Origin of the sequence: Variovorax restrictus (genome assembly GCF_051216715.1) — a bacterium.
GTDB lineage: Bacteria > Pseudomonadota > Gammaproteobacteria > Burkholderiales > Burkholderiaceae_C > Variovorax.
Genome location: NZ_JBPJZH010000003.1, coordinates 171,121 through 186,847, shown reverse-complemented (window position 1 = coordinate 186,847; position 15,727 = coordinate 171,121). Strand labels below are relative to the sequence as shown.

General features: G+C 64.7%; 12 protein-coding genes. 6 read left to right on the top strand and 6 right to left on the bottom strand.

Going from position 1 to position 15,727, the window contains the following annotated elements:
• Positions 1-72: 72 nt before the first annotated feature.
• From ACSFA0_RS20375 to ACSFA0_RS20355, 5 genes are all read left to right on the top strand, one after another.
• Entirely contained in the window at positions 73-1,185 is a 1,113-nt protein-coding gene (locus ACSFA0_RS20375; RefSeq protein ID WP_435452114.1) for an ABC transporter substrate-binding protein, read from the top strand.
• A gap of 141 nt (positions 1,186-1,326) precedes the next feature.
• Entirely contained in the window at positions 1,327-3,888 is a 2,562-nt protein-coding gene (locus ACSFA0_RS20370) for a type VI secretion system Vgr family protein (protein WP_435452113.1), read from the top strand.
• An 8-nt stretch (positions 3,889-3,896) separates the two neighbouring features.
• Positions 3,897-6,095, top strand: a complete 2,199-nt coding sequence (locus ACSFA0_RS20365) for a glycoside hydrolase family 19 protein (protein WP_435452112.1) — start codon at positions 3,897-3,899, stop codon at positions 6,093-6,095.
• Positions 6,088-6,711 carry a hypothetical protein gene (locus ACSFA0_RS20360; RefSeq protein WP_435452111.1) on the top strand — a complete coding sequence of 208 codons (624 nt, stop codon included), beginning with the start codon at positions 6,088-6,090 and terminating at the stop codon, positions 6,709-6,711. Before ACSFA0_RS20365 ends, ACSFA0_RS20360 begins: the two co-directional genes overlap by 8 nt.
• A gap of 1,072 nt (positions 6,712-7,783) precedes the next feature.
• A complete protein-coding gene (locus ACSFA0_RS20355) occupies positions 7,784-8,296 on the top strand; it encodes an FG-GAP repeat domain-containing protein (protein WP_435452110.1) in 513 nt (170 codons plus the stop codon).
• Positions 8,297-8,342: 46 nt separating this feature from the next.
• Here ACSFA0_RS20355 and ACSFA0_RS20350 read toward each other — a convergent pair whose 3' ends face one another.
• The 6 genes from ACSFA0_RS20350 to ACSFA0_RS20325 form a co-directional block, all read right to left on the bottom strand.
• A complete protein-coding gene (locus ACSFA0_RS20350) occupies positions 8,343-8,492 on the bottom strand; it encodes a hypothetical protein (protein ID WP_435452109.1) in 150 nt (49 codons plus the stop codon).
• A 124-nt stretch (positions 8,493-8,616) separates the two neighbouring features.
• On the bottom strand, positions 8,617-10,311 hold the full coding sequence (locus tag ACSFA0_RS20345) for an MFS transporter (protein ID WP_435452108.1): 1,695 nt from the start codon (positions 10,309-10,311) through the stop codon (positions 8,617-8,619).
• 151 nt (positions 10,312-10,462) lie between these two features.
• A complete protein-coding gene (locus ACSFA0_RS20340) occupies positions 10,463-11,104 on the bottom strand; it encodes a 2-hydroxychromene-2-carboxylate isomerase (RefSeq protein ID WP_435452107.1) in 642 nt (213 codons plus the stop codon).
• Positions 11,101-11,376, bottom strand: a complete 276-nt coding sequence (locus ACSFA0_RS20335) for a DUF1289 domain-containing protein (protein WP_435452106.1) — start codon at positions 11,374-11,376, stop codon at positions 11,101-11,103. The genes ACSFA0_RS20340 and ACSFA0_RS20335 overlap by 4 nt, the downstream gene beginning before the upstream one ends.
• Before the next feature lie 2 nt (positions 11,377-11,378).
• Complete coding sequence (locus ACSFA0_RS20330) at positions 11,379-11,867, bottom strand: YbaK/EbsC family protein (RefSeq protein WP_435452105.1); 489 nt, start codon at positions 11,865-11,867, stop codon at positions 11,379-11,381.
• A 48-nt stretch (positions 11,868-11,915) separates the two neighbouring features.
• Complete coding sequence (locus ACSFA0_RS20325) at positions 11,916-12,902, bottom strand: LacI family DNA-binding transcriptional regulator (protein ID WP_435452104.1); 987 nt, start codon at positions 12,900-12,902, stop codon at positions 11,916-11,918.
• Positions 12,903-13,164: 262 nt separating this feature from the next.
• On the opposite strand from ACSFA0_RS20325, the gene ptsP reads away from it, so the two are divergent.
• Positions 13,165-15,720 carry a phosphoenolpyruvate--protein phosphotransferase gene (gene ptsP / locus ACSFA0_RS20320; protein ID WP_435452103.1) on the top strand — a complete coding sequence of 852 codons (2,556 nt, stop codon included), beginning with the start codon at positions 13,165-13,167 and terminating at the stop codon, positions 15,718-15,720.
• Positions 15,721-15,727 lie beyond the last annotated feature (7 nt).

The following is a 15,727-nucleotide window of genomic DNA, read 5'->3' as shown; positions in this document are numbered from 1 at the left end:
CATTTGGTAACAAATGCAACCGTCGCGGCACAAGTCGCTCGCACGGCCACCCCAGCCCTTTTTGGAACTCACATGAAGCAACTTCGTCTGCTCTGCGTGGCCGGCCTGCTGGCCCTGGGCGCCAGCGCCGCATCGGCCCAGATCCTGATCGGTCAGACGGCCGGCATCACCGGCCCGGTCGCGGCCAGCATGAACGAGACGATCCAGGGCGCGCAGCTGGTGATCGACAGCGTGAACGGCCAGGGCGGCGTGAACGGCGAGCAGATCGAGCTCGTCCGGCTGGACGACGCCTTCGATGTCAAGCGCGCCGGCGAGAACGCCCGCGTGCTGATCGAGGACCGCAAGGTCGTCGCCCTCTTCATGAGCCGTGGCACGCCGCACACCCAGGCGATCCTGCCGTGGCTCGACAAGCACGGCGTGGCGCTGATCGGCCCGTCCACGGGTGCGATGGTGCTGCACAAGCCGGTGCAGAAGCATGTCTTCAACATCCGCTCGACCTACCAGCGCGAGTCCGAAAAGGCGGTGCAGCACCTGCACACCGTGGGCATCGACCGCATCGCCGTGGTGCATGCCGCCGACTCCTTCGGCAAGGACGGTTTGGAAGGCGCCAACAACGGCTTCGCCAAGGCAAAGATTCAACCGGTGGCGGTGATCCCGGCCGACCGCGACAAACCCGACTACGCGAGCATCCTGCCTGCCCTGGCCAAGGCCAACGCGCAGGCCGTGCTCTGGATCGGTTCCGCCGACGCGGTGGCCGAAGGGGTGAAGGGCCTGCGCGCGGCCGGCTCGGCAGCGCAGGTGGTCACGCTGTCGAACAACGCATCGGGCGGCTTCATCAAGCAGTTGGGCAAGGCCAGCGGCGGCGTGATCGTGACACAGGTGTTCCCGTCGGAACGGGCCATCAGCCAGCCCATGGTGAAAGAAGCGCTGGCGCTCGCCAAGGCCAAGGGCCAGGCCGAACTTTCGCCGCAGATGCTCGAAGGCTTCGCGTCCGCCAAGGTGCTGGTGGAAGCCCTGCGCCGCGCCGGCCCGAAGCCCACGCGAGCCAAGGTGGTGGCGGCACTCGACGGGCTGCGCAACTACGACCTGGGCGGCGGGCTGGACATCAACTACTCGCCCACCGACCACTCCGGCATCGACTTCGCGGATCTGTCGATCATCAGCGACGGGAAGTTCAAACGCTGAGTGCGCACGTCTGCTGAATACCGCACGATCACGCAGCCCGCGCAACGCGAGAAGCGTACTTTCAGCGTCTTTGAAACGTTGGAGCGACGCCCATAATCCCTCCCAGAGCCCTCGCATGAAGGGCCGTCAGGGAGTTGTTCGATGTCCGTCTTGTTCGGCGGCGCGCCTTCGCGCACGCTCCGCGTTTCCTCGCCCGCCATCCCGGTGGTCCTCGGTCATCCGGCGCTGGAGCCCGTGCGCCTGAGTGGCGCAGAAGGCGTCAACGCGTTGTTCACCTACGAACTGCTGCTCAAGACCCCGGACGCGCTGAACCTGGGTGCCTCCGGTGCCGCCGACTTCGACCTCGATGCGTTCATCGGACGCGAGCTCAGCTGCGTCATCGAGCTCGATGGTGCCGGGTCGTTCCTGCCCGGCGCGGTAGGCGCCAGCACCGACCGCATCGGAGCGGGCACGCGCGAGATCAACGCCCTCATCACCGAAGCCTGCCTCTGGGGTGAGGAAGGCCGCCACGTCCAGTACAAGCTCACCCTGCGCCCCTGGCTGCATCTGGCGACGTTGTCGACCGACTGCAGGATCTTCCAGAACCAGAGCGTGGTTCAGATCCTCGATTCCCTGCTGGCCGACTACGCCTTCCCCGTCGACAAGCGCCTCATCGAGACCTACCCGACGCGCGACTACCAGACCCAGTTCAACGAAAGCGACTTCGACTTCTTCAGTCGCCTGTGCCAGGAATGGGGCATCAGCTACTTCTTCGAGCACAGCCAGGGCAAGCACCGCCTGGTGCTGGTGGACGCCATGGGTGCGTACCAGCCCAACCCGAGCAAGGCCTACCAATTGGTGGAGTACCACGCCCCGGGTTGGAAGACCGATGCCGAGTACCTCCACAGCTTCGTGCCGGCCCACCGCCTGACCAGCGGGCAGTACAGCACCCGCGACTACGACTACACCCGCCCGAGGGCGGACCTGAGCCAGAGCCGACGCGATCCGCGGCCCACCGGTCAGGCGGACCAGGAGGTTTACCAGTGGCATGCGGACGCAGGAGGCAGCCACTACGCCCAGCCCAGAGCCGGAACGGAAGCCAACGACCCGCAGGCAGAAGGCAGTGCCCTCGCCCTCTTGCGCATGCAAGCCCTACGCACCGCAGGCTCAAGAGCCCAGGCCAGCGGCAACCTGCGCGGCATGGTCCCTGGCTGCAGCTTCCGGCTGGCCGGGCACCCTCGGCAAGCGGCCAACACCGACTACCTGATCCTGCAGACCCACCTGCTCATCGAGGACGTGGCCCAAGACAGCCAGATCCAGGACGCAGCCCCCGGCAGGCGCCAGCACTGGAAGGTCGAAGTGGACCTCACCACCCATCCGGTGACCGAACCCCTGCGCCCCGAACCCACCCAGCCCAAGCCCCACACCCACGGCCCGCAGGTGGCCCTGGTGGTCGGCCCCGAGGGCGAGAACCTCTGGACCGACGAGCTCGGCCGTATCAAGGTGCAGTTCCCCTGGGACCGGCTGGGGCAGAAGAACCAGCACAGCACCTGCTGGCTGCGCGTGACCAGCCCGTGGGCGGGCAACCAGTTGGGGGGCATGCATCTCCCGCGCATCGGCCAGGAGGTGATCGTGGACTTCATCGGCGGGGACCCGGACCTGCCGATCTGCACGGGGCGGGTGCACAACCAGCTGAACCTGCCGCCGTGGGAACTGCCGAGCCAGAGCGCACTCTCGGGCTTCAGCAGCAGGGAGCTCACGAAGGAAGGCGGCAACAGCGCGGCTGGCAGAAGCAACCACCTGGTCCTGGACGACACCGAGGGAAAGATCCAGGCGCAGCTCAAGAGCGATCACCAGCACAGTCAGCTGAGCCTGGGCGTCATCACGCGCATCGAGGACAACGCGGGCAGGAAAGACCCCAGAGGCGAGGGCTTCGAGCTCAGGACGGACGGGCACGGGGCGATCCGGGCCCAGGACGGGCTGCTGATCACCACCGAAGGGCGAGCCAGCGCGGCCATGCATGTGAAGGACATGGGGGAGACCGCCACCCGCCTGAACACCGCTTGGGACCAGCATCAACAGCTCGCCGAGGCCGCGCAAGTCCACAAGGCGCAGGACGCGGGCGACGACCAGGACACCGTCCAGAAGGCGCTCGAAGCGCAGAACAAAGCCATCGTGGGCGAAGACGGCAGCGGCGACTTCCCCGAGCTGGCCGCGCCGCATCTGGTGCTCGCCAGCCCGGCCGGCATCGAAGCCAGCACGCCGGCCGGCATCCATCTGCACAGCCAGCAGCACACGGCCCTCACGAGCCAGGGGCACCTGTCGATGAGCGCCGCCAAGCGCTGGCTCGCGAGCGCGGCCGAGGGCGTGCGTGCGTTCACGCACAGGCACGGCATCAAGCTCATTGCGAGCGAAGACCCCATCGAGGTGCAGGCCCACCAGGGCGAGACGGTGCTGGTCGCGCACAAGGACGTGCGCATCACGAGCATCGACGGCGAGATCCACGTCACCGCCAGGAAGAAGGTGGTGGTGATCGGCGGCGGCAGCTACAGCGAGTGGGGACCTGAGGGCATCACGCATGGCACGGCGGGCACGTGGATGGAGCATGCGGCGATGCATGCACAGGTGGGGCCGATGAGCCGGCCAGTGCCCGACATCACCTTCCCGCGCAGCGAACTCAGCCTGCAGTCCCATCAAGACGCGGCCTATCCAGTCTCCCTCTGAACGACATCATGATCATCAGTCCGCCCTTCCTACCCGATCGCTCCACGCTTACCGAAGAAGCTTGGCTCGACGCCGCGATGGTTCAACCGCTCTCGCAGCTGACCAGCACGCGCGCTCCCGAAGGCTCCTTCCCCCTGAGCCTGAAGCTCGCCTGGCACAACGGCCTGCACATTCAAGCGCCGCAGGCCGGGGGCAACTACCTGCCCGTGCGCGCCATTGCCGACGGCGAAGTCGTCTTCGTGCATGCACCCACGCCGCCCAACACCGACGTCACGCACGCCCTCAACTACAACCCCTTCAACACCGGCGCGCCCAGTCCCGCGTGGACCAGCGACGGCTTCGTCGTCATCCGGCACACGACCGAGATCGGCGCGACCGGTATGACTCCGACCGAAGTCACCTACTTCAGCGCGTACATGCATCTGAGCCACCTCGCGAACTGCCTAAAACGCAATGCCCCATGGAAGGCCGGCGATGCCATCTACCGCAAGGACGAACTGGGGGCGCCCGGGCAGATCTATGGCCACGGCGGACAGATCCACTTCGAGATCTGCTGCGACGAGGCCAATCTGCGCCAGTTCGTCGCACGCGAGCCCACGTGGGTTGACCCGTTGGCCCCGACGGCTCCCACCGCCGACGGGCGCACTGACAGCGTCTTCGGCAGCATGTACGTCTACCTGCCGGCCGGGACGCCCACCAGCGCCACGCCGCCGAAGCATCACATTCGCGCGGCCAGCGGTGCGAGCGGTGCAGCGCTGCAACAGCCTCAATGGGTGCAGATCACCTATGACATGGGCAGCGCTACCCTGAGCAGCTACGCCATATCAGGCGAGCCGATCGGCGCACGTTGCAACGTGCCGGACTTTGAGTACGACCTGTACGCCAAAGCGACCGAACGCCACAACAGCCTGGACCCAGCCACCCAGGCGCTCAGCAGTCCCAGCGGGTGGTACGAGTTGCTGCGCTTCGGGCGCAACCTGGGCCCCGATCCCTTGCCGGCCCACGCGGCCCATTGGCGTGAAATACCCACCACCACAGGCACCGTCTGGGCAGACCTGAATGCTCCGGGAACCTTCAAGTTCAGCGACGCCGACTTCCCGGCGTTCAGGGGCTGGAACTGCTTTGACGACGACCTCAGCCCGACCGATCAGCGCTGCGATTCATTGCACCTGAAGACGCTGATCCGCAATCCGGAGCCGACCGACGACCGGCGCATGGAGCGCGCGCAGCTCGCGCTCCGGCTCGGTGAGCCCGAGGTGCGCGCCAAACTGCGACGGGCGATTTGCCGGTTTCCGAGTGAATGGGATCAAAGTACCGTCGTCCAGCGCTACAGCTGGCTGCTAACCGAAGACTTCAAGCCCGGAGACGACGATGCAACAGGAGCGCAGAAGTGGGAGCGTTTCGTGAAGCACGCTCAGGCAATCAGTTTCGCGAACCTGCCTGCAGAATTTCTCAGGGCGGACTGGCGGTTTCATCCGAGGGAGTTTGTGGGAGTGATGAGGACTTGCGGGTGGTTGAGCAAAAAAGAGTTCGCACGCGTCTATCCAGATACATATCAAAGACGCGTCGGAACTAGAACAGAAGCTGCGCCAAATGCGCTCAGCGATATGTTTAGAGATCGCTATCGCATCTTCGTAAATATCGTCGCTCGAAAATACTTGATATCTCAACGTGCTGAACGCGCCGCCCAGTTCTTTGGCCAGGGCGCCGAAGAGTCAAGAACGCTTACGGCGATGAATGAGATCCGCAGCGAAACAAGTTGCAATCAACTGTACGGCGGCCGGATGGGAAACGATGCTCCCGGCGACGGTTATCTCTATCGGGGGCGGGGAATGAAACAGCTAACTGGCAAATACAATTACTCAGAGTACTGGATATACCGTGGGTGGTTGGATAGATCCTCGTTCACAGCGTCATGGTGGAGCCATCGCCAAAACACCCGGCCACCTCAAATATCAAACCCTGACAGATTGATCTCAGACTACTACTCCACCATTGATGCCGGCGGATGGTATTGGATCGCATCCCCACACCGTGGAAGGCCGCATCTGCTGAGCTCAATAAATCGCCTCATTCCCCTTGGCGCAGCGCCGACATCACTGTCGGTAGATTCAGTCACACGCGGTATCAACGGCGGATCCACAGCACTGGAGAACAGAGTGTTCCACACGACACGAACCTACGAAATTCTTGGCGACAATGTCTAAAAAACTTCCATTGTTCGCATTGCTGGCATTTTTTAACTGGGGAGCATGGGGATTCGGTTTAGCCACAGCAGCCGGCCAGAAAAAACCAGGCGCAAACGAGAAAAATTATATCTCCCTAGATTTACCCCCAAGAGTTTACAAAGATCTTAATTTCAGCACAGCCACACAAAACCCCACCACCCAAACCAAAAAACCCAAAGAAACTCAAATTGAGTTTTCTCTTTCAAAGATCAAACCCATAGGAGGCACAACATTTGATGCTGGCTGGCTATGCCTTAACTCCCTCGAAAATTGCGCAAAATTTTCTGGCACACAAAATTATTGGATCGACGAGGCATCAGATGAGATAAGAATTGGAAGTCAAACGGAGAGCATTCAAAAAAGACGAATCGGGAAATGGATGGCCATAGAGGCGTTTCCGCTTTGCGGCTGGACTTCGAGATCGACCGGATTCAACCCCGCAGGCGGGCAATGCTATTCGGTCGTACTTTCTGGCGAGGAGAAGACGATAAGTTTTAATATTCTTTTGGGCCAAAACAAGGGATGTAGAAATATTGAACTATGCTGGAAATCACAGCTTATTCAGCTCCGTCAAATGCTTGGCAGCATTAACTAAGCAACCCCGACCCAAGCAATATCGACACTTTTTAATGTGCTCAGAATTATTTGCATTGCCGACACAGGACTTGCAGGACTGGCTGCTGCCAACGCAATTTTCTCGCGAACGCTTTAAATCTCAAACCCCATTGGGCGATTAACCTCGGGCAACAATCAAACCTCAAACGCCCTACCTCATCGCAGCATTGACCATTTGGATTCCGTCAAGACAGCAAAGCATTCTCCGAATCAGACCTCGCCGAGCAGGCGGCCTCCTTCTTTCGATTGATGAAGCCGTCTTCGCCACTTTCAATTTCGAGAAGCGCGGCGATTTACCGTAAAAATCATACCCAAGATATACCCAGCAGACGCCTTGCCACACTTTTTTGCAAGCACCCTGCAGTCGGCGCAAAAGTAAAGCTTCAGGCTCCGCCATAGGTATGAAAATTAAATTATATTGAATCTATTTTGCATTAGTCTCCTCAATCAATTCAAGCCAGGCGAAAGTCCGAACCGAAACCACCTGCTACGGTTATCAGCCCGAAAGCCGATCTGCCGAGTACTATGGTGTGCTACTTCGCACGTACTACGGCACAGAACTTCAAAGAGAAATTGGCTCCTTCGTGCAGCACAACAAAAATAGCTCCATACCGCTGGTTTTTGACAAGAAGATCAATACCGACCTAGACAATCCAGAATTAGGAAATTTCGAGATACGCAGACTCGAAATCCTAGACGGAAAAATACGGGAACATATCTTCTATTTCAAAATGGCGCGGTAGTCAAAAAAGGGACGTATCTTGAGTATAGAAATCGAAGAACAGGAGCGTCATCAATTTTCTTCGAGATCGGCGAGAAAAACGCTTGTGTAGAAGTATGCGCCTCTGGCAGGTGCAGATTTCAGCCTGAGCCAAATAGGTAATTTGACGGCTGAGCGTGGAACTGCTTTACCAAATTGGGAGCGCGAAAAAGTGACCGTAAAGATTCGACCCACGGGCGCGGCAATCCTCGCGATTGCCGCGACGCTTTCTGGCTCTGCAGGAGCAGTCTCAGCATGTACTCGCAGAACAGCGACAAACGCAACGGCTCAGTTGCAAACTGCTGCCGAATACCTTGCACTGAAAGCGGGCCTTGCCGTTGGTACGCGTGGGGCCACGAGCGCTGAGATCAAAAAGGTGACTTGCTTCGAAAAATGGGGTGAGCACGTCGTATTGGCGCCGGTAGTCATTCGGTATGCCGGCCTCGCAAATCATTTCTGTCGTCTGATGGTGCAGAAGAATCAGGCCGCCACCTTTGTCACCGCTCCAATCGCAACCAGTGCTGACAACTGCAAGGACATCGAGCGTGTCGTGTATGCAGATCTCAACAACGACGGTTACCCTGACGTGCTGCTCAGCACCGTGGTTCCATCCAACCGTTATGCCGCCAACGTCGTGCTGCCCCAGATCTATATCTCAACCAAACAGGGCGAGTATTGCTACGCAGGCTTGGCAAGCGGGGCGCTGGATGTGAACTGGGACGGTAAGCCGGGGTCAGCCGCCTCGATCCTGATTGCCGAAGCGACGCGTCTCGGCCTTGACTTGATGCAGTGCACGTCCCGCTGAGCCGCGCGCGGGCGAGGGAACACCAAGCACGCAGCGAGCTCAAAGCTCACTTCGGCGCGCTGGCCGCCGGTGCTGGTTCGTGCAAAGCGTCCCCGCCATGCTTCTCCCCCGACATGTCGACCTTGTCTCCCGCCATGTTGATGAAGTAGAGCGATGCTGCGGCGAAGAGGATGAAGCCGACGACGATTTTCCACATGGGTTGAGTCTCCTTTTGAGGTCATGCGATGTTCAGGAAAAAGGCTTCATGCGGCCCATCGGCTGGCATGAAGCCTCTGTGCTGAACAGCCTCGCCGCGCGCTCGCGGTCGAGGCGGGTGCCGATCAGTCGTTGGCGTAGATGTCGACGTCCTTGGTCTCGCGGATGAAGATCGTGCCGATCACGAGCGTCATGCCCGCGATGATGATCGGGTACCAGAGGCCGTTGTACATGTTGCCGGTGCTGGCCACGATGGCGAACGCGGTGGTGGGCAGCAGGCCGCCGAACCAGCCGTTGCCGATGTGGTACGGCAGGCTCATCGAGGTGTAGCGGATGCGGGTCGGGAACATCTCGACCAGCATGGCGGCAATGGGGCCGTAGACCATGGTCACGAGCAGCACCAGCCAGAACAACAGCGCCACGGTGAGCAGCTTGTTCATCTTGGCCGGGTCGGCCTTCGCCGGGTAACCCGCGACCTTCAGCTCGTCGCCGACTTCCTTCTTGAAGGCGGCAATCGACTTGGCCGAGGCTTCGTCGAACTTCAGGTTGACGACGTTGCCGGTCGGCACGGCAACGCTCTTGGCGCCGATCTTCACCACGGCGGGCGAGCCTGCCGGGCCGGCCACGTTCTCGTAGCTCACCGAGTTCTGCACCAGGTAGCGCTTGGCGATGTCGCAGGAGCTGCGGAAGTCGATCTCGCGGGCCACCGGGTTGCCCTGGAACGAGCAGGTCGCCGGGTCGGCCGTCACCGTCACCGCAGCGCTGACTTGCGCACGCGCCAGGTCAGGGTTGGCCGCTTCGGTCAGCATCTTGAAGACCGGGAAGTAGGTCACGATGGCCAACAGGCAGCCGGCCATGATGATCGGCTTGCGACCGATCTTGTCGGACAGCGAGCCGAAGACCACGAAGAAGGGTGTGCCCAGCAGCAGCGAGGCGGCGATCATCAGGTTGGCCGTGGTGCCGTCGACCTTCAGCTGCTGCGTCAGGAAGAACAGCGCGTAGAACTGCCCCGTGTACCAGACCACGGCCTGGCCGGCGGTCAGACCGACCAGCGCCAGGATCACGATCTTCAGGTTCTTCCACTCGCCGAAGGATTCGGACAGCGGCGCCTTCGAGGTCTTGCCCTCGGCCTTCATCTTCTGGAAGGCCGGCGACTCGGACAGCGACAGGCGGATCCACACGGAGATGCCGAGCAGTGCGATCGACACCAGGAACGGAATGCGCCAGCCCCACTCGCCGAACGCCTGTTCGCCGAGCCAGGTGCGCACGCCCAGGATGACCAGCAGGCTCAGGAACAAGCCGAGCGTGGCGGTGGTCTGGATCCACGACGTGTAGGCGCCGCGCTTGCCGTGCGGCGAATGCTCGGCCACGTAGGTAGCGGCACCGCCGTACTCGCCGCCGAGCGCCAGGCCCTGCAGCATGCGCAGCGCGATCAGGATGACCGGGGCCGCGACGCCGATGGTGGCGTAGCTGGGGAGCAGGCCGACGATGAAGGTCGACAGGCCCATGATCAGGATGGTGACCAGGAAGGTGTACTTGCGGCCGATCATGTCGCCGAGCCGGCCGAACACGATGGCGCCGAAAGGCCGCACCAGGAAGCCCGCCGCGAAGGCCAGCAGCGCGAAGATGAAGGCCGCGCCCGCATCCAGACCGCTGAAGAACTGGCGCGCGATGATCGCCGCCAGCGAGCCGTAGAGGTAGAAGTCGTACCACTCGAACACGGTGCCCAGCGAGGACGCGAAGATGACCTTCTTCTCCTCGGCGGACATCGGCCGGGGGGCCGGATGCGGCACGCCCTTCGAATCTAGTGTGGTTGCCATGTCTGTCGTCTCCAGTTGATGTAATGCAGCCCGGTTTTCGGACCGTGAGGCATTCTTGGAGGAGCGACTGACCGGAGCCTTTCGCCAAACTGAACCGTTGCTGACGGTTTAAGGTGAAACCCGCGCCCAGGGTTTCAGGATGCAGTAAACGTCAAGGAATGTTGCGCGACAGCGCCGGACGCTGGTCGGCGCCGGCCCATGCCGGGCCGTCGAACCACGGGTCCTGGCGCACCGCGGCACGCAGCATGGCGAGGCCGTCGAAGCCCCAGAACAGGCGGCCGTCGAGCCCATACGCCGGCACGCCGAAGGCGCCGCGCGCGATCGCCTCGTCGGTGTTGGCGCGCAACGCCGCCTTTGCGGCGTCGCTGCCGCCATCGCGCACCGGTGTCAGTTGTGCTGCCAGGGCCGTCAGCCGGCTCGCATCCCCGGCCTCGGCACCGCCGCGCCACACGTCGCGGAAGATCGTCTCGGCCACATGGCGATTGATGGCGCCGTCGTGCGTGGTCGACAGCGCCAGGCGCAGATGCGGCAAGGGGTTGTAGGGATGCGTGGCCGGCATCTCGATCGGGATGCCGTGCGCATGGCCTAGCCACAGCACATGGCGGTAGGTCCAGGCCCGCTTGCTGGCCACCTCGGCGGGGCCTTTTTGCCCGTGGTGCTTGAGCATCGCCCCCAGCAGGACCGGCTTGTAGGTCACGCTGTAGCTCAGGCCTTCCAGCGCTTCGGGCAGATGCTCGAAGGCCAGGTAGGCATAGGGCGAGATGAAGTCGAGGTAGAAGTCGATGTGCTTCATGGCGTGATGCCTCCAGTGGACCGCAGGCGATCGGCCTGCGCCGACGCGCGCACTTCGATGGCGCGCCACACGCTGCGCTTGCCGGCCGCGTCGGCGCGGCTCCAGCCCGAAATCTCGGGGATGGTGCGCAGGCAGCCGATGCAGAACACGCGCTCGGCGTCCATGCGGCAGACCGACACGCAGGGTGAGGGCACGTTGTCGCCGGTGGTGGCGGCGACCTCGGCCGCGCGCTGCGCAAGTGCAGCCGCGTCCGTGACCTGGATCGGGTTCATCGTCACACCACGTCCGCCACCGGCGCACCGGTCAGGCGTTCGAGGTCGTGCGGCGACAGCTTCACCACCGCATGCGGATGGCCGGCCGCGGCCCAGATCTCGTCGAAGCGAAACAGCTCGCGGTCGATCAGCGCGACCGGCGGCGTGGTGTGCGCGAAGGGCGACACGCCGCCGATCGAGAAGCCTGTCTTCGACTTGACGAACTCGGCGTCGGCCCGGCCCGTCTTGCCGACGATCGCCTCGACCTTCTTCTCGTCGACCCGCTTGTCGCCCGAGGTGACGACCAGCACCGCGATGTCGTCGCTCTTGCGACGGAACACGATGCTCTTGGCGATCTGCCCGACCGCGATGCCCAGCGCATCGGCCGCCTGCTGCGCGGTGCGCGCGGCGTCGTCGAGCATCTGCGGCGCATGCGCGTGGCCGGCGTCCTGCAGCAGCCGCGCGACGCGCTGGACGCCTTCGGGAAGTGAATGGAGTTCAGAACCGCACATGAGCATCGACCTGGCCCTGCGGGCCTGCATTGGAAGGAAGCGCCGATCTTATGAGCGTCCGGCGCTGGAGCCGCGTACCACCAGCGAACCCTCCAGCACGACCTGGCGCAGCGGGCGCTCCGGGTCCTGCATGCGCTGCAGCAGCAATTCGGCGGCGGTGCGGCCGATGTCGTAGGTGGGCTGGGCCACCGTGGTCACGTCCAGCGCGGGCAGCGCGGTCCAGTCGTTGTTGTCGAAGCCGGCCAGGCCGATGTCGTGCGGCGTGCGCAGGCCGGCCGCCTGGATCGCCTGCAGGGCGCCCAGTAGCAGCACACCGTTGGTGACCAGCAGCGCGTCGGGGCGATCGGCACCCGACAGCACGCCGGCCGCGGCCTGCACGCCCGCCGCGTGCGTGGGCTCGACCCACACGGGCTGCGGCGCCAGACCTGCGGCCACCAGCGCCTGCACATAGCCCGCGTGGCGCTGCTGGCCGGTGGTGCTGTGGGCGCCCGCCAGCAGCGCGATGCGGCGGTAACCCGACTGCAGCAGATGCTCGGTGGCACGGCGTGCAGCGGCTTGGTTGTCCAACACCACGCGGTCCGCGCGGGAGTTCTCGAGCGCGCGGTCGACCAGCACCAGCGGGAACGACCAAGCGTCGGGGCGCAGCTGCTGCAGGCCCTGCAGGGTGGGCGAGAGGATCACACCGCTGGCCTGCTCGTCGGCCATCAGCTCGAGGTAGGACTGCTCCTTGGCCGGGTTCTCGTCGCTGTTGCACAGGATGAGGCGCAGGCCATGGCGATAGGCCACGTCTTCGACCGCGCGACCGACGTCGGTGAAGAAGGGACTGCGGATGTCCGACACGATCAGCCCGACCAGCGACGCCCGGCGCTGGCGCAGTCGGCGCGCCGCCAGGTTGGGGCGGTAGGACAGGTCGGCGATCGCCTGCTCCACCCGGGTGCGCAGTGGCGCGCGGACCGCCTCGGGGGTGCTGAGCACGCGCGACACGGTGGTGGTCGATACGCCGGCGCGCTGCGCCACGTCCTTGATGCTGGCCAATGGAAAGCTCCTGGAAAAACCTGCGTGCAATGGTAACGATTCCAGAAATGTCGTCGAGCACCGCTGGAGTCGGTACTGTTGTCGTGGGTCAAGCGATGCCTTCCTTCCGCAAAGGACGAACTCCATTGCGTGACCGGCCGCTGATTTATAAGGGTTTTCCCTGAATATCAAGCATCGACGCCTGATTCAGGGTTGTGGGACGCGCAGCGCCCATTTCATAATCGAGTCTGGAATCGATACCAAATTTGCAGGAGACAGGACCATGTCCACCATTCCGGTCGAGGTACGTCTGGGTGCGGCCCCGCACAACCGAGAGGACGCCGTCCGCGCCGCCGGCGCGCTGCTGGCACAGGCCGGTCACATCCAGCCCGCCTACGTCGACAGCATGTTGCAGCGCGAAAAAGCGGCCAACACCTTCCTCGGCGAAGGCCTGGCCATTCCCCACGGCATGGTCGAAGACAAGCACCTGGTGCTGCGCACCGGCCTGGCCGTGCTGCAGGTGCCTGCCGGCGTGCGCTGGAGCGACGATGCCAAGCAGGCGCGGCTGGTGGTGGCGATCGCCGCCGCCTCCGACGGCCACCTGCAGGTGCTGCGCCGCCTGACCCGCGTGATGCGCGACGGCGCGCTCATGCAGCGCCTGGCCACCACCACCAATGCCCAGGACATCATCGGCGCCCTGCTCGCCGATGGCCCGGCCGAGGCCGATGGTGCCGCCGCGCTGGAAGACTTTCCGCTGGGCCGCGAGCTGTCGCTCAACTACCCGAGCGGCCTGCATGCCCGTCCGGCGGGGGAATGGGCCCGCGTGGCCGGCCGCTTCCAGGCCCGTGTGCACGTGCGCTGCGGCGACACCGTGGCCGACGCCAAGAGCATTGCCGCCCTGTTGAGCCTGGGCGCCGCCCGCGGCGCGCAGTTGCGGCTGTCGGCCCAGGGCAGCGACGCCGCGGCCGCGCTGTCCACGCTGTCGGCGACCATCGCGCGGCTGGGCGACGAGGAAAGCCGCCAGGCCGAACTGTCCGCGGCACGCCAGGCGCAGGCCCAGGGCCTGGGCCGCGCGTTGGGCGACTGGCAACCCGCCGCACGCCACACCGTCACCGGCATCGCCGCCAGCCCCGGGCTGGTGGTGGGTACGCTGGTGCACGTCGGCGACACGGCGCTCGAGGTGGAAGACCGCTTCACCTCCGTCGCGGCCGAAGCCGCCGCGCTGGACCACGCCCTGACCGCGGCGCTGGCCCGACTGCACGCGCTCGCCGACGAGGCCCGCGCCGGCGGACGCCAGGAACAGGCTGCCATCTTCACCGCGCACCAGGGCCTGCTGCAGGACGCCGAATTGCTGCAGGCCGTCAGCCGCAGCGTCGTGCAGCAGCACGGCGCCGCCTGGGCATGGCGCCACGCCATGGCCGAGCGCGTGACCGCCCAGCGCGCCCTGGCCGACGCCACCCTGGCCGCCCGCGCGGCCGACCTGCAGGACGTGGGCGAGCGCGTGCTGCGCCACCTGCTGGGCCGCGACCAGGACCAAGGCGCCGGCCAGTCTGCGTGGCCGGACGACGCCATCCTGCTGGCCGACGACATTTCTCCATCGATGGCCGCGCAGATCGACCCGGCCCGCGTGCGCGGCTTCTGCACGGCGCGCGGCGGCCCAACCGCCCATACCGCGATCCTGGCGCGCGCGCTGGGCCTGCCGGCCGTGGTCGCCGCCGGGCCGGCCGTGCTGCCGCCCGGCGCCGAGGGCCAAGGTGCAGGCACGCCCAGCCTGGCCGGCACCGTCGCCATCCTCGACGGCTACCGCGGTCGCCTGTACGTGGCGCCCAGCGAGATCGCGCTGGTGGAGGCCCGCACGCACATCGCCCGACTGGCCCACGTGCAGGAAGAAGAAGCCCGTTCGCGCCAGTTGCCGGCCACGACCACCGATGGCCACACCGTGGAGATCGCGGCCAACGTGAACCGCGCCGACCAGGCCGTCAAGGCGCTGGAGGCCGGGGCCGAAGGGGTGGGCCTGATGCGCACCGAGTTCCTCTTCCTCGAACGCGACACCGTGCCCGATGAGGAAGACCAGTACCAGGCCTACCGCGCCATGGTCGAGGCGCTGAAAGGCCTGCCGCTGGTGGTGCGCACGCTGGACATCGGCGGCGACAAGAAGGTGCCGCACCTGGAGCTGCCCGTCGAGGAGAACCCCTTCCTCGGCGTGCGCGGCGCACGGCTCGCCTTGCGCCGTGACGACCTGCTCGTGCCGCAGCTGCGCGCGCTGTACCGCGCCGCCAAGCACGGCCCGCTGCAAGTCATGTTCCCGATGATCAGCACGGTGGAAGAGGTGCGCACCCTGCGCGCCCGCATGGAAGCCGTTCGCGCCGAACTCGACGCACCCGCCGTGCCGGTGGGCATCATGATCGAGGTGCCCTCGGCCGCGCTGATGGCCGACCGGTTGGCCGCGCACGTGGACTTCTTTTCCATCGGCACCAACGACCTGACCCAGTACACGCTGGCCGTCGACCGCCAGCACCCCGAGCTGGCCGGCATGGCCGAGAGCCTGCACCCTGCCGTGCTGCGTCTGGTCGAGCGCACCGTGGCCGGTGCACGCCAACACGGCCGCTGGGTCGGCGTGTGCGGCGGGCTGGCGGGCGAACCGCTGGGCGCCGCCCTGCTGGTCGGCCTGGGCGTGGACGAACTGAGCATGAGCACCAGCGACATCAGCACCGTGAAGGCGCTGTTGCGTCGGCATTCGCTGGCCGAGCTGCAAGACCTGGCGCGGCGCGCGCTGGACGTGGACACCGCCGACGAAGTGCGCGCCCTGGGCGCCGCGCTGCGCCCGACGGAGGCCTGAGACAGGA

Excerpts from the sequence above, each read along its gene's own strand:
- ACSFA0_RS20330 (WP_435452105.1), bottom strand. The coding sequence starts at position 11,867 with ATGTGCGGTTCTGAACTCCATTCACTTCCCGAAGGCGTCCAGCGCGTC.
- ACSFA0_RS20340 (WP_435452107.1), bottom strand. The coding sequence starts at position 11,104 with ATGAAGCACATCGACTTCTACCTCGACTTCATCTCGCCCTATGCCTAC.
- ptsP (WP_435452103.1), top strand. The coding sequence starts at position 13,165 with ATGTCCACCATTCCGGTCGAGGTACGTCTGGGTGCGGCCCCGCACAAC.
- ACSFA0_RS20345 (WP_435452108.1), bottom strand. The coding sequence starts at position 10,311 with ATGGCAACCACACTAGATTCGAAGGGCGTGCCGCATCCGGCCCCCCGG.
- ACSFA0_RS20360 (WP_435452111.1), top strand. The coding sequence starts at position 6,088 with ATGTCTAAAAAACTTCCATTGTTCGCATTGCTGGCATTTTTTAACTGG.
- ACSFA0_RS20375 (WP_435452114.1), top strand. The coding sequence starts at position 73 with ATGAAGCAACTTCGTCTGCTCTGCGTGGCCGGCCTGCTGGCCCTGGGC.
- ACSFA0_RS20365 (WP_435452112.1), top strand. The coding sequence starts at position 3,897 with ATGATCATCAGTCCGCCCTTCCTACCCGATCGCTCCACGCTTACCGAA.
- ACSFA0_RS20370 (WP_435452113.1), top strand. The coding sequence starts at position 1,327 with ATGTCCGTCTTGTTCGGCGGCGCGCCTTCGCGCACGCTCCGCGTTTCC.
- ACSFA0_RS20350 (WP_435452109.1), bottom strand. The coding sequence starts at position 8,492 with ATGTGGAAAATCGTCGTCGGCTTCATCCTCTTCGCCGCAGCATCGCTC.
- ACSFA0_RS20335 (WP_435452106.1), bottom strand. The coding sequence starts at position 11,376 with ATGAACCCGATCCAGGTCACGGACGCGGCTGCACTTGCGCAGCGCGCG.